The sequence below is a fragment of the Planktothricoides raciborskii GIHE-MW2 genome (genome assembly GCF_040564635.1).
Lineage (GTDB): Bacteria > Cyanobacteriota > Cyanobacteriia > Cyanobacteriales > Laspinemataceae > Planktothricoides > Planktothricoides raciborskii.
Genome location: NZ_CP159837.1, coordinates 879917 through 904159, shown reverse-complemented (window position 1 = coordinate 904159; position 24243 = coordinate 879917). Strand labels below are relative to the sequence as shown.

Here is a 24243-nt window from a genome sequence, read left to right as displayed (position 1 = left end):
AATGATATTTTCCATCCTTGGATAAAAATTTTGAGAGACTTACTGCCAGCCAGTTTATTAGAACAAGTCAAAAAAAACGAGAGTGACTGGGAGTGGATCGAAGAAATTCTGCTGGAAGTTGAGTTAGTAGTAGATAGCTATGAACAGCCTCGGGAAAGACCTGTAGACAGTCAAGAGCAGAAAAAATATTATTCGGGAAAGAAAAAAACACATAGCTTTAAAAATCAAGTAATTGTCATGCCAAACGGGAAAGAAATAGTAGATGTAGTTGTTGGTTATCCCGGCGCAACAAGTGATATTACATTGTGGAGAGAAAGAAGGAAGGAACTAGGAAAAGAGCAAAAATACATAGGGGATCTAGCTTATGTAGGAGAAGCAGCAATTAATACACCGCATAAAAAACCAATTCATCAAAAGATATCGGTGGAAAAAAAAGAAGAAAACCGATTAAAAGCCAAAGAAAGGATTGTGGTCGAACATTTAATAAGGCTGATAAAAATTTATCGAGTTGCGTCAGAAAGATTTCGGTTAAATCGCCAAAATTACGAATGAGTTATCTTAACAGTATGTGGACTAATAAGATGGCGAATAGGAGCCATTGTCATTAGAGCTAAGAATTGTGAATAAATTTTGTAATAAATGCTTGGCATTCAGAAACAAAATTGATTAATTATTATCAACAAAAATCAAAAAGCCTATGAATTCGTTACTTTTGGAGAACCAGGCACAGTAGTTATAGAAACCTCAAAAGTAGCCATAGAGGGTATTTAGGGATTTTCGGAGATGTCTAATGGCTACCGGAGAATGTGCCCAAGGTGCTGAAGCATCGCTGTGCGTACCTGAATGGGGCATTCGCTGCTTAATTACCTCCAGCAATATAATATACTTTTCCTGAGTAAGTAGGTAGGTGAAAAAAATCAAAACTAAGTAAAGATATGTTAAGAAGATAGGCCAGACTTAAACTTAACCCGTTTGGCTGTATAGTTTCCCTCTGCGCTTCGGGTCTCTACACCTGCCATAACCGCATAAGCTAGGTCTAGTTCATCTTCAAACATACGTCCGGCCAATTCATCACGTTTCAAATGCTGCCACTCTAATTCAATTTCGTTCATTTCAGAACAGTATTTAGGGAGTAAAAAAATGTACAATCCTTTCTCTTCCCATGAAGACCATTTCTTTTGAACTTCTAAACTTTTATGAATCGGACCATTGTCTTGCACTATTACTCTAATTCGTCCGGTTTTGGTTAACGCTTCCGCCGCTTCATCCGCTTCTATTTCCATCATTTTCATATAAGATTTACTGGTAAAACTTCCAATAGCAAGGCCATAATTAAAGCTCACTTTTGGTTGCATTATTCCTAAAATGCTCAGTCTTCTCCCTCGTCTTGGCGTTTGTTCCTGACGTTTCTGTTCCTTGGACGGAAAATAGGTATAACCGACTGAACTCCATAAACAAAACCCCGACTCGTCTAAATACTTGATAGTCAATTTCTCCCGCTGCTGCGGCGAATTCCAGCATATCTAGATCGGCTTGTTTTATCTTTTTTTCTTCAGGGTCTTGCTTACTTTTATGACTGATTCTTGTTCGTTTGCAAATTATTCCCTTTTTTTTTAGAACCCGTCTGAGGCGATCTGGACTTAGGTAAACTTGCCGTTCTGCCGCCAGTTTTTTAGCCAGTTGTTTACTGTTGTAGGTGCGTGGCTCCTGCCTAAGACATTCTTCTACATAAGCTATATCAGCCTCTTTCCACTTCGGTTTGTTTCCGCGCCCCGGTTTGTCCCACAGTCCCCCTAGTCCCTTCTTCTCCCAACGATGCAGTGTGTCCCTGACTCTCTCAACAGACCAGTTAAAGTGACTCGCAATCTTTTCAACATACCATCCATCAGCATTCAACCGGACAACGGAGGCTCTATCTTTTACCCTTTGAGGTAGAGTGGTTGCCTTTCTAAGTTCAAACAAGGTTCGATCTTCTTCCGGGGTCAGAAATACTCTCAGACGAGCGCCCATAATTTTTTCCTCCAACGAGCTGACTGGTCTTTACTTATCTTTACATACTTTGGATTTTTTGTACCTACCTACTTATATATACTTATCTCATAACTGAGATGCACCCTTTCTAAGATTATTTTTCATCAATTGTGAGGTACAGTGCTTTGGCTAATCGCACGACGCCGCCATTGGGAGGTTTAATCTTTTTAGCCATTCGAGGTAGCCGTTCCAAAATATTGTTAATCAACACGCTACTACTGCTTTTTAGCAAATTGCTGAACTCATTTCTTACTTCTTTGCTGTCTGATTTGAGTGTTTTTTCAGCTTTATCCTGCACAAAATAATCGATATTAAACAGTTCTACTCCGGTTTCCGAATGAATCATCGCCAGCCATCGCAAATAATCTTGACACCAGTTATTAATTTCCTCGATCTGCTTATGCTCACTCTTCAGTTTAGCGCGATCGAAAAACTTTAACGACCAAGGGACAACATTCGGTCCCTTGCTTTCGATCGCATATTCCAAATCGTGAGCGATCGCATAATTCCAGACAAAAGCAAATCGAGCCGCATTTTCCAGCTTCTTCTTAACTTTATCTTCATCTGGAATATCGCTCCATGTCACCGCGTTTGCTTTTTCGCGGCTGATCAGAAACACCTGATTTCGTTGATTGTCGTTTTGATTGTTGTTGCCAATTTGCAAAAAATCTAGCAACGCTAAGGCTGCATAAAGTTCTAGAAAATGAGGCGTATTGCGCTGTTCACTGCCTTCGGGCTCAGTGTTAGAAACCTGAGTAAGTCCCGGCGTTCCCAGCAGATAGAATCGATCGAATTTTAAATCTTTATTCGTCGCATAATATCGTAAAGCGGCCTCACTTCTGAGAATAAATTCTTCAGACTTCGCGCAGATTTTGGCTTGCGGAGACTTTTGTTGCTCTGATGTTGTAAATTGAAAGTAAGGCAACATAAGCACTCCGCCCACCTTCACACTATTCCGCAGTTTTTCTGCTTGCAACTTATTTAACAGTAATCGACCCAAAGTCGGAAATCCAGCCGCTCCGGTGCCACCAAAAATCGAACCGCAGAGAAACACCCTCGGTGCTTTTCCTGTAGCTACATCTGCTAAAATTTTGTCAATAAACTTTTGCCAATTACTTTGGTTATGCCGATCTCCAATGACCCGAGTTATAAACGCCGCACCAACTGCGGGACGGCCATGAAATCCCCCCCCAAGCTCGTCATCTCTTTCGTCTGAAGAATATAAAACATGAAATAAGTTACGCACTCGATCATTTTCAGGATAACTATGGTAAAACTCTTCTTGAAGCTTAACCTTGTTTTCACCCGATGTAGACTGTAAACATTCTTCAAGGTATTCGATTTTTGACTGCATCAAAGGCAGATCATTATTGCCATCAAAAATTTTGGAGCATTTTTCATAGTTGTCAATAGTTTTCTTGGACGCCGCTATATTGCCGTTCGCTTGATCTTGATCTACAAATAAAACGTTAATGTTTTCTGAATTATCTGATCCACTGACTGAATAAATTCCTGCTGCCGCTAAATGGGCAACAGCTTCGACAATTTTACCACCAGTTCCGCCAATAGCGATAATATACAGAGTCATCAGTCTAGTTTATCCTCAAAAAACGTTGCAACCATTGAGCACCAGGAACTACATAAGTCAGCAGCAAAGGCGTACTCACTGCTGTAGCTAACCAAAAATTGATCGCCATAATGATGACTAAACTCCCTAACATTGAGGGAATTGCTTCAGGAATAGTTTTTCCATAAGAATGTAGAGATAAACCGGCAATACAGATGGTAAATATGAAGATTACCCACCAAATCAATTGACCAATGCTGGTGTCTTCTTTAGGATAGAACTTCGGTCGGAAATAAAAAACAGCGATCGCCCACCAGATTGCTGCCGCGATCGATGAAGCCCAGAATACAATCAAAGCGGCAGGACCATAATTATTCTTCACAAATTCATCAGGTTTGATTGCTGTCAAAGGAATCATGCCGGTAGAAAATAACCAACCACCTATCTGGAGCAAAATAAATCCCAAAAAAATTGCCCCGAATAGCCGACATATTTCCCACCCTCGCGCTTGAATATCATCGGTCATTTTTTGAAATCATGTTGACTTGTGATTATCGAGTCTGATTTTTTTTAATGATTCTTTTATGCAATAAATTTGATGAATTTGTTATTCTTTTTTAGAGAGTATTCATATTTTTTTTTTTTCTTCTGTATATTTTGCTACATTTTACAAAAATTTACATTTAAAATTTATCGCTGCCTGCGAGGGAGCAAGGAATTACCATGAACAAAGCCATCTATGCTGTAGGAATCACCATCCTGTCCTTAACTCTGACTGGCTGTATCAAGCAAGATAACTGGGAATGCACCCTGCCGACCACCGGGGAACTGGAAAACCAGGCATCAACATCAGTATCAATCACCCCGATCGTTCAAATAGACGGCACCCCATCCATGCAAGGGTTTGTTAACATTCCCGACAGCCGCTATATCCGCACCCTCCGTCTGCTGGACATGGCGACCACCACTGCCTTTTCCCAGTCTCAACCCCCCAGATACTATCGTTTTGGCATCAACCGAACGCGCTTAAGCAAAGAAACATCTACTCGAATTGCCCAAAGTCCTTGGTTTTATGACGGCAGCAGCGAGTCCTTTCTTGATGCGCGAATTGACAAAGCGGTGGAACCGATAGACGACACACCAGTTAACGAAGTTTATATTGTTGTCACCGATTTGTATCAACAAGAAGGGGAAATGACGGCGGTACTCAATAGCTTAAAAACCAACTATTTAGACAAAGAGTATGCCGTAGGAATTTTGGGAGTGCGGAGCGAATTTGATGGCATTGTTTACGACGTGGGTTTAACCAATGAGTATTTTGATTATACGACAACGCCTAATAAACCGGAAACCTTTCACCCCTTCTATGTAATGGTTTTGGGGACTTACGAAAATGTCGCCAGTTACTTCGCTCGCCTCAAACAAGCCAGCCAAAGTGACGGACTCAATTTTAGCGATGACCAATTTGTAATTTTTTATCATCGCCTAGTAGAACAACCCTCATTGTTAAACATTGAATCGGATATCTTGGAATCAAATCTAGCAGGAATTGAACGTCAAGTCACAATTAATGATGGCAACGTGATGCTCCTGGTGCAAAACGAGCGAAACATCGAACGGCTGATGTTCAAAAATACCGACTCCGCTGAACAATGGCAAGATATTCAGTACGAATTTGCACACAATCCTTTACCTTACGTTTTATCTGTATCCCCTGATTTTCAGCTAAAATTAGGCGGAACATTTAATAATGATAGCCCCGATTTTGAGGATATAGATCAAAATGCCGTAGCAGAATTTATGCAAGCCAGTAATTGGAATATTCAAGAAAATACCATAGATTTTTCTATGTTGTTTAATTCCCCAAAGATGGAAACAGGTGTTTACAAAATTACTGTGGATGTTGTGCCAACATCAATCACCGGACGAAATTGGTGGCCGAAATGGAATTTAGCCGAAAAAGATAAATTTGATGGCTCAAAAACTTATAATGTCTTGCCATTTTTAGAGAACTTGCAAGCAATCACTTTTCAAAAAATTAGCGAATCTCCCGATGGTAAAATTGCTAAGTTGTGCTATGTCCTGCATAAAGAGAGGTAAAACAGCGGGTTCAGAAACCCGGTTTTTTAATTAAATTTTGGGGTTTGGGCAAAACTTATGGCAAAAACCGGGCTGATTGGGTTTATATTTTATATAGTCCTACAAGCGCGATCGCACTGAGTCCTCATGTATTGCCCAATGCAACTAGACTGTCAATCCATGACCGGGGTAATTCACAATTGCCCGAATGTGAAACAATGCCTAGAGAATTCGCCGCTAGATAGAAAAGAAGCCCTGCGGCTTTACTTTCTCAACTTGGGGGTCAGCCCTGAAGATATCAACATTCAAATCGACCCCTTAAATCCGAGTTTTATTTTTTCCTCATTTTCCCCCAGACAGTGCTTTAACTACAATCGGGATTATGCCACCAGAGATACAATTATTTTTGGCCAACCGATTGATTGGCAAAATCAGCGCTTGGGTGGACTTCATTACTTTGATGCATTGACCGTGGATCAGTTGCAAGAATTGCTCGATCGCGGCTTTGCCGATCCCGCAGAAAGACAAAATTGTTCACCCACCATTGGGGAAATTTTTCAATTTGGTCAAGCCCAAAAAAGTAAAGGGTTTGAGTGGACTTTTCAAGGCTATGTCATCTCCCCAGATCGCGAAGATTATCGCGTCAGTATTGATGGCATTGAATGGCGTGGGGATGCTTGTTATCAAATCATTGCCGATTTTGAGGCGATCGCCCAAGATGCGGATGAATTAGACATTGACCCCAACTTCCTTCGCGCTTGGTGGGATTAGATAGCTGTGTTGCTACGTTCGTTGTCTTTGGTTCGTCTTGGGCTGTGATTCTGTTTTCGTATTGGCATCAAACACCATTGCTTGGCTTACGGTGATTTTTCCCTTCCCAGTTTCTTTTAACCAACCTACACAGGAAAAGGGGATGGGGTCAACCGCTAAACCACCAAAAGTCAGCCGCCAACAATCCGATTGATTGTTGTGTCTGACTCTATGGCACAATGAGAACGACTAATTATATATATTGTAAGATTTAGGTAATTTCGTGAGTCCGACAGCCCTAGCAAGCCCCAACCCGACAACAACTTCCCGTCGCGCTGTTTTTCCCTTCACCGCCATTGTCGGTCAGGAAGAGATGAAATTAGCGCTCCTGTTAAACGTGATTGACCCCAAAATTGGCGGTGTGATGATTATGGGCGATCGCGGCACGGGCAAATCGACCACTATCCGCGCCTTAGCCGATCTGCTACCGGAAATCGATGTGGTTGCTGACGATCCCTTTAACAGCGATCCCAGAGATCCTGAAATGATGAGCGATATGGTGCGCGATCGCCTAGCCCACCACGAAGAACTGCCGATCGCTAAGAAAAAAGTCACAATGGTAGACCTGCCCCTAGGCGCCACAGAAGACCGAGTTTGCGGCACCATTGACATTGAAAAAGCCCTATCCGAAGGGGTGAAAGCCTTTGAACCAGGATTACTAGCCAAAGCCAACCGGGGCATCCTCTACGTCGATGAAGTCAACCTGCTGGACGATCACCTGGTGGATGTCCTCCTCGACTCCGCCGCCTCTGGTTGGAACACCGTAGAACGGGAAGGGATTTCCATTCGTCACCCAGCCCGGTTTGTCCTCGTAGGTTCTGGCAACCCCGAAGAAGGAGAGCTCAGACCCCAACTGCTCGATCGCTTCGGAATGCACGCGGAAATTCGCACCGTCAAAGATCCGGCCTTGCGAGTGCAAATTGTGGAAGAACGGTCAAGCTTTGACCAAAATCCCCAAACCTATCTGGAAAAGCACGTCACCGAACAAGAAGCCTTGCAAAAACGGCTGGTAGAAGCCCAAACACTTTTATCTTCCGTGACCATTGACTATGATTTGCGAGTCCAAATTTCTCAGGTTTGTGCTGAATTAGATGTAGACGGTTTACGGGGAGATTTAGTCACCAACCGCGCCGCGAAGGCGATCGCCGCCTATGAAGGTCGCACCACAGTCACCGTAGATGATATTCGTCGGGTTGTCACCCTCTGCTTACGTCACCGTCTGCGTAAAGACCCCCTAGAATCCATTGACTCTGGCTATAAAGTACAGAAAGTATTTTGTCGCGTCTTTGGCATTGAAATGGCGGAAGAAAGTTAATTGTTAATTGTTATTCGTTGTTAGTTGTTGGTTATTGCCCCCCTTTGAAAGGGGGGTTTAAGGAGTTATTGGTGGGTAGGGATTCTTTTGTTCGTTATTGGTTGTTAGTTGTTGGTTATTGGTTGTTAGTTATTTATTCGGGCATCTAGCCCTAATAACTAATAACTAATAACCAACAACTAATAACGGACAACTAATAACGAACAACTAATAACGAACAACTAATAACTAATAACATAATGATGCAAAAACGTATCTTAGGATTAGATCCGGGATTAGCCAGATTAGGGTTCGGGGCAATTCTTTGTCAAGAAAATCAAGCAAATCAAGCAAGTCCAAATTTAACCCAGGTATCACCGATTGATTTTGGCATTATTCAAACCACATCCAGCCAAGAATTAGGCGATCGCCTCTGCACCATTTATGAAGATTTACACGCTTTAATCAACCAAATAAAACCCAACCTAGTTGCCGCTGAAAAACTCTTTTTCTACCGCATGGGCAACACCATTTTAGTCGCCCAAGCTCGCGGAGTTCTCCTATTAGTTTTAGCCCAGCATAAACTGCCCTTAGTTGAATATACCCCCGCCCAAATTAAACAAGCCTTAACCGGCTATGGCAATGCGGAAAAACATGAAGTTCAAGCCGCCGTTGCCCGAGAACTAAACCTCCCGGAAATTCCCCGCCCTGATGATGCCGCCGATGCTTTAGCCGTGGCTTTAACCGCGTGGTGCGATCGCTCTCTATAACAAAATTTACTAAGTTTTACTAAGTTTTATTCCATAGTTTATTTATTATTGGCGATTATTGGCGATTATTGGCGATTATTGGCGATTATTGGCGATTATTGGCGATTATTGGCGATTATTGGCGATTATTGGCGATTATTCGTGATTACTCGTGATTACTCCTCCGCTGCCCGCTGCCTCGATCCCTTCTGTCCTCCTTGCCTCGCTCCCCCGATCCCCACGCCGCCGCTTCCCTGCACAAAAGCACCGCTACAAGTAACGATTGCTAAATGCGTCTTGGCATCCCATAACCAAAAACCGAGACTCACAATCTCTGATATAATCTTCTGATATAATCTCTGATATATTTTCTCATAAGTTAGCGTTTAAGTTAGGGTTTTGACTCCCATAGTTACCGGGAAAAATGGATTATTGCAATCACCCACTCAAGGGAATTTTTTTAACGAAAAATCCCCAAAAAAAAAGCGGGAAAAAATCTCCTTCCTAGGAGTCGAGGAAAAATTTCCTCAACTGATTTTTAACAGAAAAAAGCAGCAAAACACTCATCCCAATTGAATCTCAGCCTACCGAGAAACAATGAGCCAACCCAAAAAGGATCCATGCCCCCTGGTTAAGTCCATAGTTCGATGCCCCTTGACTCAGCATGAGTAAAATTCACCATCCGAGTCATAAAATCGTAACACCACACTTCAGACCTTTATTCGTTGCCAACTGTTCGATTAGGGAAGTGGACAGTTACAATCGAAGTAAGAGATATTCTCGTCACACCTTGAGTCAGTTGTGAGTGTAAGGGGGTTATCGTTGGCGATTTTTTATAATTTTGGTCGGCGACTCTGCAACCCCTGGGATAACAGCACCCCAAAAACAATGCTCGGATACGGATAGCTTCCGAATCACCTTCTCTCAGGTGAAAGTTAGAACTTTGGGTCTGATGGCAAACAAATGAACAAGGCAGCTATAGTTTGGAAGATAAAGCTTCTTTGGAAGATAAAGCTTCTTTGGAACCGTATAGGTTTAGTCCGATTCTGAACAAAAACCGAAAAAAATTCTCTCATAGGAATAAAACATCGCACCCAGAATTATTTTCCCTTGGACTTAATCAGGGTCATATGGGCGGATTGGTCAAGAGATCGTCAGTCATCTTTAATGCTTTAATTCCTGTTAGAGATCGATCGGGCATTCACCGATGTAGATATCTCACCGAGACCATGAATCGGCAGAGCGGACAATGTTGGATCAAGGAGAATAGCAAACGGTGACAACCTTTGCATATTTACTAGGAATAAGTCATGCGAAATCAGCAACCAAATCATCATTCTATTGAGTTTCCATCAACGCCAAGTTCGCTCTTATTATCAGGGGCACAAGACTTGGGACATTTAGCTATGATGGGTGTTGCCCTCAATGGGCGAATTATTCATTGGAATCATGGCTGTGAGAGGCTATATGGATGGTCCAGCGCTGAAGTGCTTGGTCAAAATGCGGATCTGTTGTTGAAAACCCGTTTTGCGATCGCCGAAGCGGAGGTAAAAAGACACTTATTCAGTGAGGGTCATTGGGAAGGGATACTGTTTCAATGTAAACAAGATTCATCCCCCCCATCCCGACCTAAAACACTTAAAAAAAATCGCATCCAAACCCCATCTAATAAAAGCGATAGCGCATCCGCGCCGCTTCGCGAACGCCAGGAAAATTTGCAAGAAATTACCGTGGCGAGTCACTGGACGGTAAAACGAGATAGTCAAGGTGAACCATTCGCCTATTTAATCGTCAATATTAATATTTCTGGAATTACTTTAGGGTTGGCTCAGAACAGTTCTGAAACTTCTGCCAAAACATCCTTAATTTCTGCTAATCATAAACCAGTAAATTCTCAAATATATAGCCAAACCCCCCCGTCAGGTTTATCGGTCTATAGATTATCCCAAACCTGGCCAGAACCAGAACACTTACTCAGCAATTGGATTTCTAACATTCCTGGAGCTATTTACCGATCCAAAATTCAAAAAAAGCCTAAAATAGAATTTATCAGTGAAGCAATATTTGAGATTATTAAGTATTCAAACGAAGAAATTATTCGTCAAGAAAATCATAATTATTATGATTTGATTTATGGTGAAGATAGAATCGTGGTCGAACAAACTTTTAACAACATCAGTCCCAAAAATCCATCATTTTCTATCGACTATCGGTTGATCGCCGCCGATGGTCAAATTAAATGGGTCCATGACCAAGGCCGGGGAATCTTTAATAAGTCGGGGGAAATGCTGTATGTTGATGGGGCAATTTTTGAAATTAACGCTCGCCAAGAAGCCGAAGAACAATTAGTCAAATCTCATCGAAAAATAATCAATATTCTAGAAAGTATTAGTGATGGTTTTTTTGTAGTAGATAAATACTGGAATTTTAGCTACATTAATCTACGAGCCGAAGAAATATTTATGCTCGATCGCGAACAATTAATCGGCCAAAATATTTGGCAAGAATTTCCTGGTTTATTAGAAACCATTGGCCAACAATGTCACCAGGCGATCGCGGATAACACCAAAGTTCATTTTGAAGTCTTTGAACCTTTACTTGGGATTTGGTTAGATATCCGAGCCAACCCTCATACCGTGGGATTGTCGGTTTATTTTCAGGATATTACAGAACGCAAAAAAACCGAAGCAATGCTTTGGGAACGCGCCCACCTGAGTGCATTTAGCGCGGAAATGGGTCTAACCTTGGGACAAGGAGGATCTTTAGCAAACCTATTGCAACATTGTGTCGATGCGATGGTGAAATATTTGGAAATCAGTTCGGCGAATATTTGGATCTTTAATTCCGTGGCCAACCTGCTAGAACTACGCGCCCAAGCCGGACATTTGTTAGATGAGAGCATCTTTCCCAAACGCTGTCCTCCCGGTGATTCTTTAGTCTGGAATATTGGCCAAAAACGTGAACTGGTGATGGGAAATTTTTCCAACATGAGTGGGGCTTTAAAAGAACTGTTTTCTAATAGTTGTTTACTGCAAGCCAATTTCGCCGGTTATCCTTTAATCCTTGAAGATCGGTTAGCGGGAGTGATGATTTTATGTAGTCGTGAACCGTTTACCGATTCGATTCAAAGTGCCTTGGGATGGGTGGCTCAGGCGATCGCCGTGGCCATTGACCGGGCTTGGGCTAGGGAAGCGTTACTCTCTCGTCGGGAAGGCTTGCTGTTCCGACTAGCCAGCCAAATTCGCAATTCTTTGGACTTGGATACGATTCTGGAAACCGCCGTGACGGAAATTCGCAGCTTATTAAAAATTGACCGCTGCCAATTTGTCTGGTATTTCCACAATCCGATCCAATCTTCTCTCACCGTCACCCATGAATCACGACTTCCCGAACTGCCCAGCTTGTTGTGCGAATATCCGCCGAAAAAAACAGGGCCTTTGGCGTATCGAATTAAGCGTCTCGAAGCCTTGCGCGTAGACGAAGTGATGACCCAGGACAATTTAGATGAAGATACACGATCGCTGATGAGTGAAATGGGCATTACTTCCGTTCTGCTTTTACCCTTGGAAACGCGATCGGGACAGCTAGGGGCTGTGGTTTGTAGTCATTCTAGCGGGCCGCGTCCTTGGACTGATAGCGAAGTGGAACTCTTACACGCCGTTATCGATCAAGTCGCCCTCTCCATTGACCAAGCGGAACTCTACGCCCAAACTCATGCCGCAGCCTTGGCTGCCCAAACCCAAGCCCAACAACTCAGCGAAGCCTTACAAAACCTCAAACAAACTCAAAGCCAGCTAATTCAAACGGAAAAAATGTCTGGTTTGGGGCAAATGGTGGCGGGAATTGCCCACGAAATTAATAACCCCGTCAACTTTATTACCGGCAACCTGGTTCACACCAAAAACTACGTGGAAGACTTGCTGGGTTTGATGGAATTGTATCAAAAAAATTACCCGGATCCGGTGCCAGAAATTCAAGAAGAAGCGGAAAATATCGATCTGGACTTTTTAATGGAGGATCTGCCCAAAATCTTAGCCTCGATGGAAATTGGCGCGGAACGAATTAGTCAGATTGTCTTATCTTTACGCAATTTCTCCCGTTTGGATGAGGCGGAAATGAAGCCGGTGAATATCCATGAAGGAATTGATAGCACTCTGTTGATTTTACAGAATCGCTGCAAACCCAAAGGCAAAAATTCCGGAATTGAAATCATTAAAAATTATGGAGATTTACCGAAAGTAGAATGCTATGCCGGTCAACTCAATCAAGTCTTTATGAATGTGTTGGCCAATGCAATGGATGCACTGGAAAATCAACCGAATCCACATATTATTACCATTACCACCGAGGTAGTTCAACCCACCGAATGCATCAAACCTTCTCAGGTGGCGATTCGCATTCAGGATAATGGCCCTGGCATGAGTGAGGATGTACAAAAGCGGTTATTCGATCCATTTTTTACCACGAAGCCCGTCGGTAAGGGAACTGGTCTGGGGATGTCGATTAGTTATAAAATTATTGTGGAGAAACATGGCGGGATTATTGAATGTCATTCAGAGCTTGGTCAAGGAACTGAGTTTTTGATTCAAATTCCCATTTCTCAGTCAAAAGTCGTAAACAAATAAATCTATTGATTGGGGAGAAATTGACCGATGAAACGAGTTTTTACCTTGGGGCCTGCCAGTGAATCGCCGAAAATCATTGAGTATTTTTGTCAAACCGCTGATGGCTTTCGCCTGAATGTGGCTCATCTTAGCTTAGAAGGATTAAAAACATGGTTGGATCGGCTGTCGAGCATTTTTTACAACCAGGGAAAAGTCTGGCCGGTGATTTTAGATTTGCAAGGGGCTAAAATGCGAATTGGTCAGTATCCATCCCAGGCAGAAATTCCGGCAAATGTTTGCTTATTTTTTGGAGAAGTTTCTGCATCTCCTGATTATTTACCTGTGCCACATCTCGATCTATTCCAGGTTTTGCAAGTCGGGGATATCCTTTCCCTGAATGACGATCGCCTCAAAATTAAAGTTACAGAAGTTGGTCAAAGGCAAGCCACCGCTGAAGTTTTAGTCAATGGTTCATTAAGTGCTTATAAAGGGATTAATCGACTGGATCATCCGGTGCCTTTTACACAGGTAGGACAACGCGATCGCGCTGCCATTGAGTTAGGATTACAGTATGAGTATGTTCAATTTGCTTGCTCATTTGTTTTGGATGGCACCGAAGCCGAACACCTCAGACCATTGACTCAAGACCGCCAGTTAATTGCCAAAATAGAACGCCCTGAATCCATGCAGTTTCTTCAGGATATCGATGGGAATTTTGACGACTTATGGTTTTGTCGTGGGGATTTAGGAACCCAAGCTGGTTTGCGGGTTTTGGGAGCATTGCAAGCACAGTTTGTCGCCCAGTTTCCCCAGTTATCTAAACCCAAATTCATCGCCGGCCAAGTGCTGGAATATATGACCTATTTTCCTCAACCTACCAGAAGCGAAGTTGTCCATTTATATGATTTAAAAATAGCTGGATTTGATGGGATGGTACTCTCCGATGAGACTGCTATTGGTCAATTTCCTGAAAAAGTGGCTGATTTTTTGCAGGATTTTTTTACGGATTAAATATATTTAAATATATTTAAATATATTTAAATATATTTAATTGATTTTCATAATTAAATATGACTTAATTATTCCGCGCAAATAGCAGCAATATTTTTATTATTAGCAAACCCGCATAAACCTTGATAAAATTTTCAGAAAATACAATTTTTGATAGTTGGTTTTCTTTGATTTAGTAAGTAAAATTACGTAAGTAAATCTACTTAATTAGAGGTATAAAGCCGATCGCCTAGTTAGTATTTATCTAGCTAGTATTTATACAGAAAGCAATACATCAGCCACGCCAAAGGGACCAAAAGTATAACTGTTAGCATTTAAAAGGCGATCGCCCGGACTCACTCCTCACAAATCAGCAGATTTTTTTGCCAAAACTGCCCCAAGGGGGATTTGCTCTTGTGATTGATTTATATTGGGAGCCGCCGTGCGGGAAAATTGTCCGGTCTGACTTATGGGACTTATGGGACAAAATTCTCTGGGTTTGATAAATTTGAGTAGAGACGTCCAAGGGATTTTGATGATTTAAATCACAAACAGCCCTCAAGAGGAAAAAACCGCCTCAGTAATGAAATATCGGCACAATTGGAATGACTAGGGTTGTTTCTGGATATGGAATTGGAGAATTTACTTCGCCCAGGGTCACGGACAGCCATGCTTAAACTGACCATTGATATCTTAAATTTTTATATTTTTTTTTACTGGGTTTGGAAATATGTGTTACCATAATCATAAGCCAAAAAATATCAGATTTTTTAGCAAAAATCACAGGAGAATCGGACATGACTCAATTATCTCCGCCAGAATTTTCCAGATTTAAACCAGAACCCTTACATGACCTAAAAGAACCATTGGAACAACAAATATCTCCGCAAGAATTTTCTAAACTTATACAAGAAGAACAAAAGTGGCTCAACGATCACTTGGATGAACTGATCCATCAATATGCCGGGAAAACTGTGGCAATTGAGCAAGGTCATGTGGTGGGGGTTGGCAATGATTATAGTGAGGTATGCGATCCATTTTTTAAACAAGGTCGGGGCATTATGCCATTAGTCTTTCAAGTGCCTCCGTGGTAAAAATAGCCGTAAGTTTTTACGCGGATCCCTGGCATAAAAATAGATGTCGAGCGAGGGAGCGAGGGTTGCGTAAAATTTACTGAATTAACTAATTGATTACCCAGTGAGATTTACTGGTTAAACATAAATTTATGTGGGAAAAGTCTGGGATATAACTTGGGAAATTGCGCCGCCCCGAATCAGAAAAAGTCAGCAGACCATGACAATTTCTCCTCGCCGCCTCAGATGACATCCCAAAGATATTTTTGGTGGGCGGTAGCACAGTTTTTGTTATAGTCCAATTCTGATATAAATTCCCAGTGGTGGGGTCTTTGTGTATCCGCTGCTGGTTTATTGCTGCAATTTTTAGGGACTCAATGCCACAAATTGTCTTAGTTCACCCACAAATTCCCCCAAATACGGGCAACATTGCTCGCACCTGTGCCGCTACCGGAACTGAACTACACTTAGTTGGGCCAATGGGATTTGAAATTAGCGATCGCTATCTGAAACGTGCTGGTTTAGACTATTGGCCTTATGTTCGTCTCACTTATCATTCGACCATAGAAGAGTTTCAAGCATTCCATCAACAGCGCGGTGGTCGGTTGCTTGGGTTCAGCACTCGTGGTCAAATCAATTACATTCAATTCGAGTTTCACAACGATGACTGGTTGTTATTTGGCAGTGAAACCACGGGTCTGTCCCCAGAAGTTCTCGCTGCTTGCGATGCAACTTTATCGATTTCCATGACACAGCCCGGAGTAAGGAGTCTGAACCTTTCTGTCAGTGTGGCGATTGGTTTATTTGAAGCCCGTCGTCAATTGGGCTTACTGTGAAATCTAGCTCGATCTCCTCCCTCGGTCAGCCCGGTTGACTGAGGGTTTTATATATTCAGGAGAACGCAGGAGATCGCTGGTTTGGTCGATGACAAAAAATCTCTACTGAAGGATTAATCTAGATTGTCTGATATGGTGTTTCTATGATTCGATTGAATGATTGTTTTGTGAAGCGGCGATCGCTTCACCAAAGAAAATTTCGCCCTACCAGGGAACCGTCAAACTCTCGATCTCATCAGAGTTTGACAATTTTTAATTTTTTTGGCAATCGTTAACCCGATTTCTATGCCAGTCAATTATCCCGAAAAGCTTATGTATGGTCAATTCAGGCAATTAACCCCCTAGGCAAATCCTCGTTGAAATTCTCTATTCACCGAGCGAAAAGATAAGCAAAACTTATAAAAAAATGATCGATCCCCAGAAATGTCAAAATAAATTTTTCTGGGGTTGAACAAAACTAGATGAAGGGGATCAAAAGACCGAAATACTTTATCATCAATGATTCAAAGCATCTACCGCCCATTGGGGTGAGGGGTCAGAACCACCATCAGGAGAACAAAGACCACGATTGTGTGTGAAATGCTACTGCGATCGCCTGCATTTTATTTGCTACTATGCTACAAAAATGAGTAAGTTTATCCAGATAGGCAGTTTTCAACCCGGTCTTAAAGACACCCAAGAAAAAAATCGATGATACTTTAACAATGTTTTCCATGTCTCACCGCTTGCCGAAATTAAAAAATCACGGTAATCTGACCAAAGGATATAATCTGTCAGCGACCCTTGTCTCTGGCTGAAGATGTTAAGCATCATACGACTGGTAGTACATTGATTGATTCAAGATGTAGTTTTACTGGTAATTAGGAGGTATTTTTTTTGAAAGGAGCATTTGAGGACAATATGAAGCCTGTTCCTTCCTGTGCAGCCGGTAGTGATGCAGTAGCCGGACAAACAAGACAGGCGCTTACAGAGGTTAACCGCAGCAAAGCTTGTACTTCTGCTGCCATGCTAGGATTGGCCATCTCAATGGGAGCGTCAAATATGCTAGTACCTCAACAAAGCGAAGCGGCTGTCACCAATCATATTCCGGCAAGCGATCGCGGAAATTGGCTGACCACTTCGCCCCAGCCTGATTTGTCATCAGACCTGGATATCGCGGATACATTACCGCGACATGACAGTGAAATTTCCCTGTCTGGTTCAGAGGATTCTTTGGCTCAGGACTTGTCAGAAAACACCAACCAGCTTGTCATTGCCGAAAATCAAGGGATAAGTCTAAATGTCAGGGAAACTGGTGCTATCCCCGACGGGGATACCCAGGGGGAAATTGCCGAAACCGATGAGCCAGAGTCACTCACAGAAAATCTATCGGCGATTCACCCCGGAGTCCCAATGGCAACGGAAATCGGTAAACCTCAACCTTCATTCGTGGTGACGCCCGGTGCATCGAGTCAGCCAGAATATTTCTTTTCTGCTACCCAACCCAGCACCCATAGCTTGGCAGTCAGTTTGCCCTCGCCCAATCAGTGGTCCAGTCAAAGCTTGGAAGTGGGCGGTTCCGAAGCAACGCTGCCGAATTCAGCGCCGGCCTCAACCCGAACCATCATTCCCGGTTCCCCCAGCTATACAGCCCATCAAAGTGCGCCCACGGAAAATCAAGAAATGCTGATGGAAGTAGCTAATCCATTAGTCACCAATTATCAAAATGTAGGGGCAACGGACGTGGAGTTGAATCCTCGGTTGGATTCTCCCCAGGTTGGCATTGAATCTAGCAATCCAGTCCCGGCTAACGACCTGTCAGGGCAGACAGAAGCGCTATGGCATCCACAAGGATCCGCCAGCGCACCCGTGGAGTCTATTTCAGAAACATCAGAAACATCAGAAACATCAGAAACATCAGTTGCCGCAGCCGAACTAGAAGTCACTAGCGATTCGGAGGCAACAGTTTCGACGGACAGCGAGATTCAGGAAATGAATTCCGTAGTTTCCAGCGATGTTGCATCCGCAACGCCGAAGCGCGATCTCCCGCTCACCGTCAAGCCCGCACAATTTCAATTCACCGCCCAGCCTTTACCACTAGAGGCCACCCCAGAGTCATCGGTCGTCGCTTCCCCTGATTTAACCAATACGGTGGTGATTTCACCGACCGCTGTGTCATCAGCCTCTAGGATTTATCAAGTAGGTGTGGGCGAAACTTTGGATATAATCGCTCAGAAAAATAATGTGTCTGTCTCCGATCTGATGAAAGCAAATCAGATCAGTGATCCGCACTTCATTAAAGCCAACCAAAAAATTAAAATTCCTCTGATTAACCAAGAAAACAGCACAAGTCTGAACGAATCCGCCAAAGTTGAACAGCCTCAGACTGCTGAATTCACTTCAGAAGCCTTTGTCAATGAAGTTTCTGCTCCGGTTGTCCTTGGTACAGATGCGATTTATCCTTTAGCCCCAACCCGCAGAAGCAAAGGAAATTTAAATCCGGTAGATTCTACTCCTGTGCCAATAGATTACGGCCATAACAGGGCAGGATTACCCAGTGCATCTCAGGGCAAAACCCCTTCTGTCAATAGTTTGAAGTCCGATCTGCTCAAACTACGCGAAAAATATCCCATTGGCCAACCGGAAAGCCAATATCAGTCTCAGCCCGAACTGCCCATTGAGTCGGCGGCGAAGTTTTCCAATCAATTAATGGTGACAGTTCCCGATTTGCCGACCGATCGCCCATCTACGGTAGCGCCCAATCAAATTTCACAAGCCAGCCAAGGTGCTGCCACCGAAACCGTTTCCAATGGCTATGTCCAGGGATTGAGAGCGGACATTGAGCGGCTACGCCAGAATCATCCCGATCAGGAATTGGCCAACGGGCGATCGCCAGACCCTAGTCGGTCTAATCAAGCTTCTTCCGAAGATTCTTCTGAGCAATCGCCGCAATTCTTGCAGGCTTCCGTGGAAGATAAGCCGAAAAAACGGCAACGTCCTGGGACTCCATTCCCAGAAAACGCCAAACCCAACAGAGACGAAGAGGCAAACAGCCAGGATTTACTGGCCACTGGTTCGTCCGGAACCACTGCCTACCAGCCTCTGCTACAGCCGACTACGGGACAGATGGTTTCCCCGCAGTTGCCTCCTCTGAATGGTCCGGAAGCTTATTTGCCGAACAGTCCGGCGATTTTCAATGGCTATATCTGGCCAGCGCAGGGGCTGCTCTCCTCTGGCTATGGTTGGCGCTGGGGACGGATGCACAATGGCATTGACATTGCCGCTCCTGTGGGCACACCGATTTTCGCTGCGGCTGCCGGGGTTGTCACCTATGCCGCTTGGAACGACGGCGGTTATGGCAACCTCGTGGAAATCTCTCACCCCGATGGCAGTTTCACCCTCTATGCCCACAATAGTCGGATTTTAGTCCGGGAAGGCCAAGAAGTCGATCAGGGAGAACAAGTCGCCGAAATGGGTAGCACGGGATTCAGTACCGGCCCTCACTTACATTTTGAAATTCATCCCCCAGGGCAAGGTGCAGTGAATCCTATGGCCTATTTACCTCGTGAATGATGTCGGATGAATGATTGGTAATTAGTTAGTGTGAATTTAAGTGAATTCATCCAAAAAAAGAGCGAATGACACGCTCTTTTTTTTGGTGATTTTTGGTGATTTTTGGTGATTTATGATTGGTTTGAATTTTCCAGGCGTTTTACTGCTTGCCTAAATCCCAGGACAATTAAAATATTTGCCAAGGTAAGAAATACTTCGGCACTTCCATGTAACCAGTCGATATTGGCTAAGGCTTCCCCGTAAGCAACTTTGGCATAAATTCCCGCTGGAATTGTGACTCCGACAAATACAAGAGTGCCATAGAATCCAATTAATGCTAAACGCGGCATCTGACGCGATCGCGTGATCAACCATAAAAAACCGAGATAAGGAAGCAGAGAAACCGCAAATAAAGTATCTTTAGAAATCATAATTAACTCACATAAATATCAGTAAATTTCCGGTAAATTTTTCATTTCTGATGATGGTTGATTCTGGAAAAATCATGGATGCCATGAATGTTTGTTTAGGAAAGGTGAATGCTAAATTAGTATTTAACTACTGTTTACTTCCGATTAAATTCCTATTAAATTACTATTTTGATAAGCGAACGGAACGCCATATCCACCAGGCTGCGGCACAAAGGGTGCAATTCCCCAAGACGGTCATGGCAGCTTGCAGGGTGACAAGCCATTCTAAAGATGTGGGATTGTCAAAATAATGCCAGGTGCAAGCACATAAGGCGCTGACGAAAGCGGGTAACATGGCAAAAGATAAAGGCCACCAGTAGCGATCGCCGGTTAATTCGCCATATCTCCAAACTAACCAAATGGCTGCTACCCATTCAATCACGCTAGAGACGTGAATAATCCAAGTAGGAATTGATAAAGCGTGCATGATAATGTTAACTCTTTGTTGGTGCGATTCAAACCATTAATCATACCATCGGGCAAAAGCTCGTAAAGATTCGCTGGAAAAAAAATTTCTGTTCCCGCAACATGATATGAGTGGTAAAGTGCCCTCCGGCACGAAGTCCGCGAACGGAAATTGATTCATGCAGTAAGGGCAAGTCGAAGAAATGAAAATGCGGGTGGTTTGTTGTGGATATTACGGTAAGGGCAACGCGGGGGATGAGGCTTTGATGGCGTCGTTGTTGCAAATGTTGCCCTCAGAATGTACCCCTTGTGTGCTGAGTGGCAATCCGCAACAGACCCGCGATCGCTACCAAGTCGCGGCTTGTAATCGGATGTCTGCCTTTGATGTATTTAAAGTATTGCGCCAATCCGATGCCTTTATTTGGGGCGGTGGGAGTTTAATTCAAGATGTCACTAGCGCCCTGAGCCCCCTCTATTATATTGGCTTGATGGGATTAGCCCAGCAAATGGGTCTGAAAACGATTGCTTGGGCCCAAGGAGTCGGCCCTTTAAATCGACCGGCGATCCGGAATTTAGCCCGACAAGCTTTTGCCGGTTGTGATGCCGTGAGTGTCCGAGATACGGGGTCAGCGCAGTTATTATCAGAATGGCAAATTCCGCCGCTGGTCATGGCGCCGGATCCTGTGTGGGCACTGGCCGCCAAACCTTTACCCCAACCCGCCATCAATTTACCTGCGCCTCGTGTGGCGGTAAATTTGCGATCGCACCCCCAACTCACCCCTGCCCGTTTAGCCACCTTAACCCGCGCCTTAATTGATTTTCAAAAAGCCACAAACACCGGCATTCTTTTGGTGCCTTTTCAAGCCTCTCTTGACCAAGAAATTGCCCAATCAATTCATGCTCAACTGCCCGGTAAAAGTCATATTTTCTCCCTAGAAGACCCTCAAGAAATCAAAGGTCTATTTCCGGGAGTCGAAATGGTCATTGGGATGCGTTATCACAGTTTGATTATGGCCGCTGCCGAAGGATGTCGCTGTTTTGCGCTCAGTTATGACCCCAAAGTGAGTCAATTAATGAAAGAAATAAATATCCCTGGCTGGGAATTATCTAACTTGCCGGAAGATCCGAATCTGATTAGCCAAAGTTGGCTGGAACATTACACCAATGGCCAAGCCCTTTCGGATATAAAAATTAAATCCATCGTTGACCGGGCAAGAATGCACCAGGAACTTCTACATGAGGTTTTATTGAATTAGGGGAACTGGGTTATTGCACTCGCCCATATATTGCGGTTAACTTTCCCGTCAACCAAGCCCACATTTGATCGCCGAAACAAAAGTGCCACCATTCATTTGGGTGACGCACAAATCCCGCAAACTGCATCACTTCAGATAAGAGTTGGCGGTGTAGATGATATTGTTGCTCGATGCAATTATCACTTGTGGCAAAATAATCTGGGTAAGAACGCGGGGATACTTCGTCAATTGGCGAACCCATGTTAACCGGCTCACCCATTGAATCGATTATGCTGAGATCCACAGCGGCGCCGGTGCTATGAGGTGGGGGAGTGGCTGGATCTAAACTCGGAGGCGCCCAAAATTCATAAACTTGTTTGAGAATTGCTTGCTGTCGATCGCCCGTTAATTCTGTTTCGGTTAGTCCTTGGGCTTGGATTAATTCTTGATAGGTATGGTCTACCATGAATTGTTGCACCGCTACAGGGCGATAGGCATCGAAAATTTGCAGTCGCCATCCTAGTTTTTGTTGGAGTTGGTTTTGGGCGACGATTAGTTTTTCTACGACACTCTGCCGCATCATGTAGGGTGATCGCGTTCCATAGTCAGCACCGAGTTGCTGATACGGGTGTGGAGACACCACGGCCAAAATATCCACAGGAATGGGGATTAATGGTTCCCCACATTCGGCGATCGCTATTTGCTGGTAGGGTTTCATCTCTAATTCAGATCTAACTCAGATCAATAGTTGTTGGATTTCCGGTTAATTTCATATTGATTCGCTTTGAGTTTGGATTATAAACGATTTTGACTGTTTGACCCGGCATTTGGATGCGGTTTTTTCCTTGTGCCGGTTCAACAGACGGATCGAGACTCCGTTGGACAAGTTTCCTGTAACAAATCTTAATAAAACTTGTTGTTCCTCAAAAAATTGAGTACAATCGAGCATAATCTTTATATCAAGAAAAATATGAGTAAGGCAAATTTACAGCCATTCAATTGCCTGCGATCGCTGATAATTATTGTTTTTTTTAACGATTAAAATCGTGAAAAAAATAATAATTATCGCTATTTTAGCTTGCATAATCATTGTTTTATGTTTTAAGAAACATGATGGTAATTTGATTAGAGCAAAATGCTGGATTATGTTAAACATAAATTAAAATTATTTTTGAAAAATAAAGATTAATCGCCTCTATATCGCCTATTAGGATATCTTCGCTTACCTCTTTTTTTACACCATAAATATAAATTTTTTAGCAAATTAATTAATATGTTGGTTAAATTAACGTGATTTTTCTGTTAATTATCGACTTAAATTGCTAGGAATATTTAACGTAAAAAATAATTTTGCTAATGGTTAAAAATTGAAAATATACTATTATTTAAATTATCCATTTAATCGATGTCTATTTCACACTTTTTTTCAAGATTAAGATAAATAAAAAAATTAATTTTTCTTGAATATGTGAATTTATTTTCATTAAAAAAAGGCAAATATTCGGTACATTTATACACTTTATATCGTTTCTCATGGCAGATCCGGAGTTATTCTTATTCATCTAGGCAAAACCCAGTTAAGTGCGGCAAAAACCAATACAGCGATCGCCTACAAAATTGGCAAAAATTCCTGACATAAAATGCCGTAATTCATCGGCTGCCAAATAGCTAATGAGTCTAACCCAAAAAACCAAGACTTTTTATATCAGCTTGCGGCGTTAACCAATGCCAAGATTGTCGCCTCGAAAAACCTAACTGGTTCTGCCAAACTTGGGGGCGATTGGGCATTAGAATTTAAACCGGGCGAAATTCCCGATAGTTTAGCTTTTGAATTGCCAATTATCCAAGCCTACTCTGGTATTTTAGCGGCTACTTATGTGGCTGAAATTTTTAACGGAAGTATCCCACAAGGGGAGTGGATATTTGGTAGTGGTTTAAGATCGCAACCACCCAAATTGACCGCAGCCCCGGCAGGGCTTATTCCTGGTTTTCCTGGGTTAGAAGGGACTGGGCAAGATGCAGAGGGTTTTGGAGTTTTAAGATTAACTAATAATAGTACATTTCAGTCCGCGTTTGCGATTAATAATACCCCATTTCCTTCTGGGGCTGGTTTAAAGATTACATTTGATTTGTTTGCTTATGGTGGCAGCCCTAATTATGCGGGGGATGGCTTTAGTTTCTTTCTGATTGATGGTACAGCTTCCCCTACAACTGCCGGTGCTTTTGGTGGGTCTTTGGGCTATGCCCAAAAACAAACATCCAGTACGAATCCAACTTTAATCCCAGGGTTAGTCGGTGGCTATTTAGGCGTTGGATTTGATGAATTTGGGAATTTTTCTAATGATAATGAATTGCGGGTAGGGCGATCGCCAACTTTATCCACAAATGCCGGGGGTATAGCTACCGGAAGAATTCCTGATTCTGTAGCAATTCGTGGGAGTCAAAGTACACAATATCGATACTTAGCCGGAACTCCAGACCTCAAAACAATTAATCTGCCTAACCCGGCTTAGACTTTAGATTTTCCGGGGTCAAACATTACTCGCTCTAATGCCATTAAACGAAGCGT

General features: G+C 43.1%; 17 protein-coding genes and 1 pseudogene. 12 read left to right on the top strand and 6 right to left on the bottom strand.

Annotated features, from left to right (window positions below; translation table 11 throughout):
* Nucleotides 1-30 precede the first annotated feature (30 nt).
* Nucleotides 31-552, top strand: a complete 522-nt coding sequence (locus tag ABWT76_RS03705; protein ID WP_354635651.1) for a transposase family protein — start codon at nucleotides 31-33, stop codon at nucleotides 550-552.
* 386 nt (nucleotides 553-938) lie between these two features.
* On the opposite strand, the pseudogene ABWT76_RS03700 reads toward ABWT76_RS03705, so the two are convergent.
* The 3 genes and pseudogenes from ABWT76_RS03700 to ABWT76_RS03690 form a co-directional block, all read right to left on the bottom strand.
* Nucleotides 939-2010 (bottom strand): annotated as a pseudogene (locus ABWT76_RS03700) (IS630 family transposase).
* Between the two features lie 115 nt (nucleotides 2011-2125).
* Nucleotides 2126-3619 (bottom strand): tubulin-like doman-containing protein, encoded by a 1494-nt coding sequence (locus ABWT76_RS03695; protein WP_054469235.1) that lies wholly within the window; start codon nucleotides 3617-3619, stop codon nucleotides 2126-2128.
* A gap of 4 nt (nucleotides 3620-3623) precedes the next feature.
* The gene (locus tag ABWT76_RS03690) at nucleotides 3624-4124 is read right to left on the bottom strand and encodes a hypothetical protein (RefSeq protein ID WP_054469236.1); all 501 of its coding nucleotides are present in this window, start codon (nucleotides 4122-4124) and stop codon (nucleotides 3624-3626) included.
* Between the two features lie 197 nt (nucleotides 4125-4321).
* Here ABWT76_RS03690 and ABWT76_RS03685 point away from each other — a divergent pair, with 197 nt between their 5' ends.
* The 9 genes from ABWT76_RS03685 (at nucleotide 4322) to ABWT76_RS03645 (ending at nucleotide 19585) form a co-directional block, all read left to right on the top strand.
* A complete protein-coding gene (locus ABWT76_RS03685; RefSeq protein ID WP_354635650.1) occupies nucleotides 4322-5698 on the top strand; it encodes a hypothetical protein in 1377 nt (458 codons plus the stop codon).
* 138 nt (nucleotides 5699-5836) lie between these two features.
* Nucleotides 5837-6448 (top strand): hypothetical protein, encoded by a 612-nt coding sequence (locus ABWT76_RS03680; RefSeq protein ID WP_354635649.1) that lies wholly within the window; start codon nucleotides 5837-5839, stop codon nucleotides 6446-6448.
* Between the two features lie 262 nt (nucleotides 6449-6710).
* Nucleotides 6711-7802 carry a magnesium chelatase ATPase subunit I gene (gene bchI / locus ABWT76_RS03675; protein WP_054469239.1) on the top strand — a complete coding sequence of 364 codons (1092 nt, stop codon included), beginning with the start codon at nucleotides 6711-6713 and terminating at the stop codon, nucleotides 7800-7802.
* A gap of 242 nt (nucleotides 7803-8044) precedes the next feature.
* On the top strand, nucleotides 8045-8551 hold the full coding sequence (gene ruvC, locus ABWT76_RS03670) for a crossover junction endodeoxyribonuclease RuvC (protein ID WP_054469270.1): 507 nt from the start codon (nucleotides 8045-8047) through the stop codon (nucleotides 8549-8551).
* Nucleotides 8552-9840: 1289 nt separating this feature from the next.
* Nucleotides 9841-13155, top strand: a complete 3315-nt coding sequence (locus ABWT76_RS03665; RefSeq protein WP_082349020.1) for a PAS domain S-box protein — start codon at nucleotides 9841-9843, stop codon at nucleotides 13153-13155.
* Between the two features lie 27 nt (nucleotides 13156-13182).
* The gene (locus ABWT76_RS03660) at nucleotides 13183-14145 is read left to right on the top strand and encodes a pyruvate kinase (protein ID WP_354635648.1); all 963 of its coding nucleotides are present in this window, start codon (nucleotides 13183-13185) and stop codon (nucleotides 14143-14145) included.
* A 776-nt stretch (nucleotides 14146-14921) separates the two neighbouring features.
* Nucleotides 14922-15218 carry a DUF5678 domain-containing protein gene (locus ABWT76_RS03655; protein WP_054469241.1) on the top strand — a complete coding sequence of 99 codons (297 nt, stop codon included), beginning with the start codon at nucleotides 14922-14924 and terminating at the stop codon, nucleotides 15216-15218.
* 356 nt (nucleotides 15219-15574) lie between these two features.
* Complete coding sequence (locus tag ABWT76_RS03650) at nucleotides 15575-16033, top strand: tRNA (cytidine(34)-2'-O)-methyltransferase (RefSeq protein WP_054469242.1); 459 nt, start codon at nucleotides 15575-15577, stop codon at nucleotides 16031-16033.
* 900 nt (nucleotides 16034-16933) lie between these two features.
* A complete protein-coding gene (locus ABWT76_RS03645) occupies nucleotides 16934-19585 on the top strand; it encodes a peptidoglycan DD-metalloendopeptidase family protein (protein WP_354635647.1) in 2652 nt (883 codons plus the stop codon).
* Between the two features lie 110 nt (nucleotides 19586-19695).
* Here ABWT76_RS03645 and ABWT76_RS03640 read toward each other — a convergent pair whose 3' ends face one another.
* Both ABWT76_RS03640 and ABWT76_RS03635 read right to left on the bottom strand, forming a co-directional pair.
* Nucleotides 19696-19995 carry a DUF3593 domain-containing protein gene (locus tag ABWT76_RS03640; RefSeq protein WP_190880062.1) on the bottom strand — a complete coding sequence of 100 codons (300 nt, stop codon included), beginning with the start codon at nucleotides 19993-19995 and terminating at the stop codon, nucleotides 19696-19698.
* A 163-nt stretch (nucleotides 19996-20158) separates the two neighbouring features.
* Nucleotides 20159-20461 (bottom strand): DUF2499 domain-containing protein, encoded by a 303-nt coding sequence (locus tag ABWT76_RS03635; RefSeq protein WP_054469244.1) that lies wholly within the window; start codon nucleotides 20459-20461, stop codon nucleotides 20159-20161.
* 187 nt (nucleotides 20462-20648) lie between these two features.
* Between ABWT76_RS03635 and csaB the strand changes: the two genes are divergently transcribed.
* Entirely contained in the window at nucleotides 20649-21695 is a 1047-nt protein-coding gene (gene csaB, locus ABWT76_RS03630; protein WP_369817797.1) for a polysaccharide pyruvyl transferase CsaB, read from the top strand.
* Nucleotides 21696-21705: 10 nt separating this feature from the next.
* Here csaB and ABWT76_RS03625 read toward each other — a convergent pair whose 3' ends face one another.
* Complete coding sequence (locus ABWT76_RS03625) at nucleotides 21706-22392, bottom strand: M15 family metallopeptidase (RefSeq protein WP_054469246.1); 687 nt, start codon at nucleotides 22390-22392, stop codon at nucleotides 21706-21708.
* A 934-nt stretch (nucleotides 22393-23326) separates the two neighbouring features.
* Between ABWT76_RS03625 and ABWT76_RS03620 the strand changes: the two genes are divergently transcribed.
* Nucleotides 23327-24187 (top strand): DUF4347 domain-containing protein, encoded by an 861-nt coding sequence (locus ABWT76_RS03620; protein WP_190880087.1) that lies wholly within the window; start codon nucleotides 23327-23329, stop codon nucleotides 24185-24187.
* Nucleotides 24188-24243 lie beyond the last annotated feature (56 nt).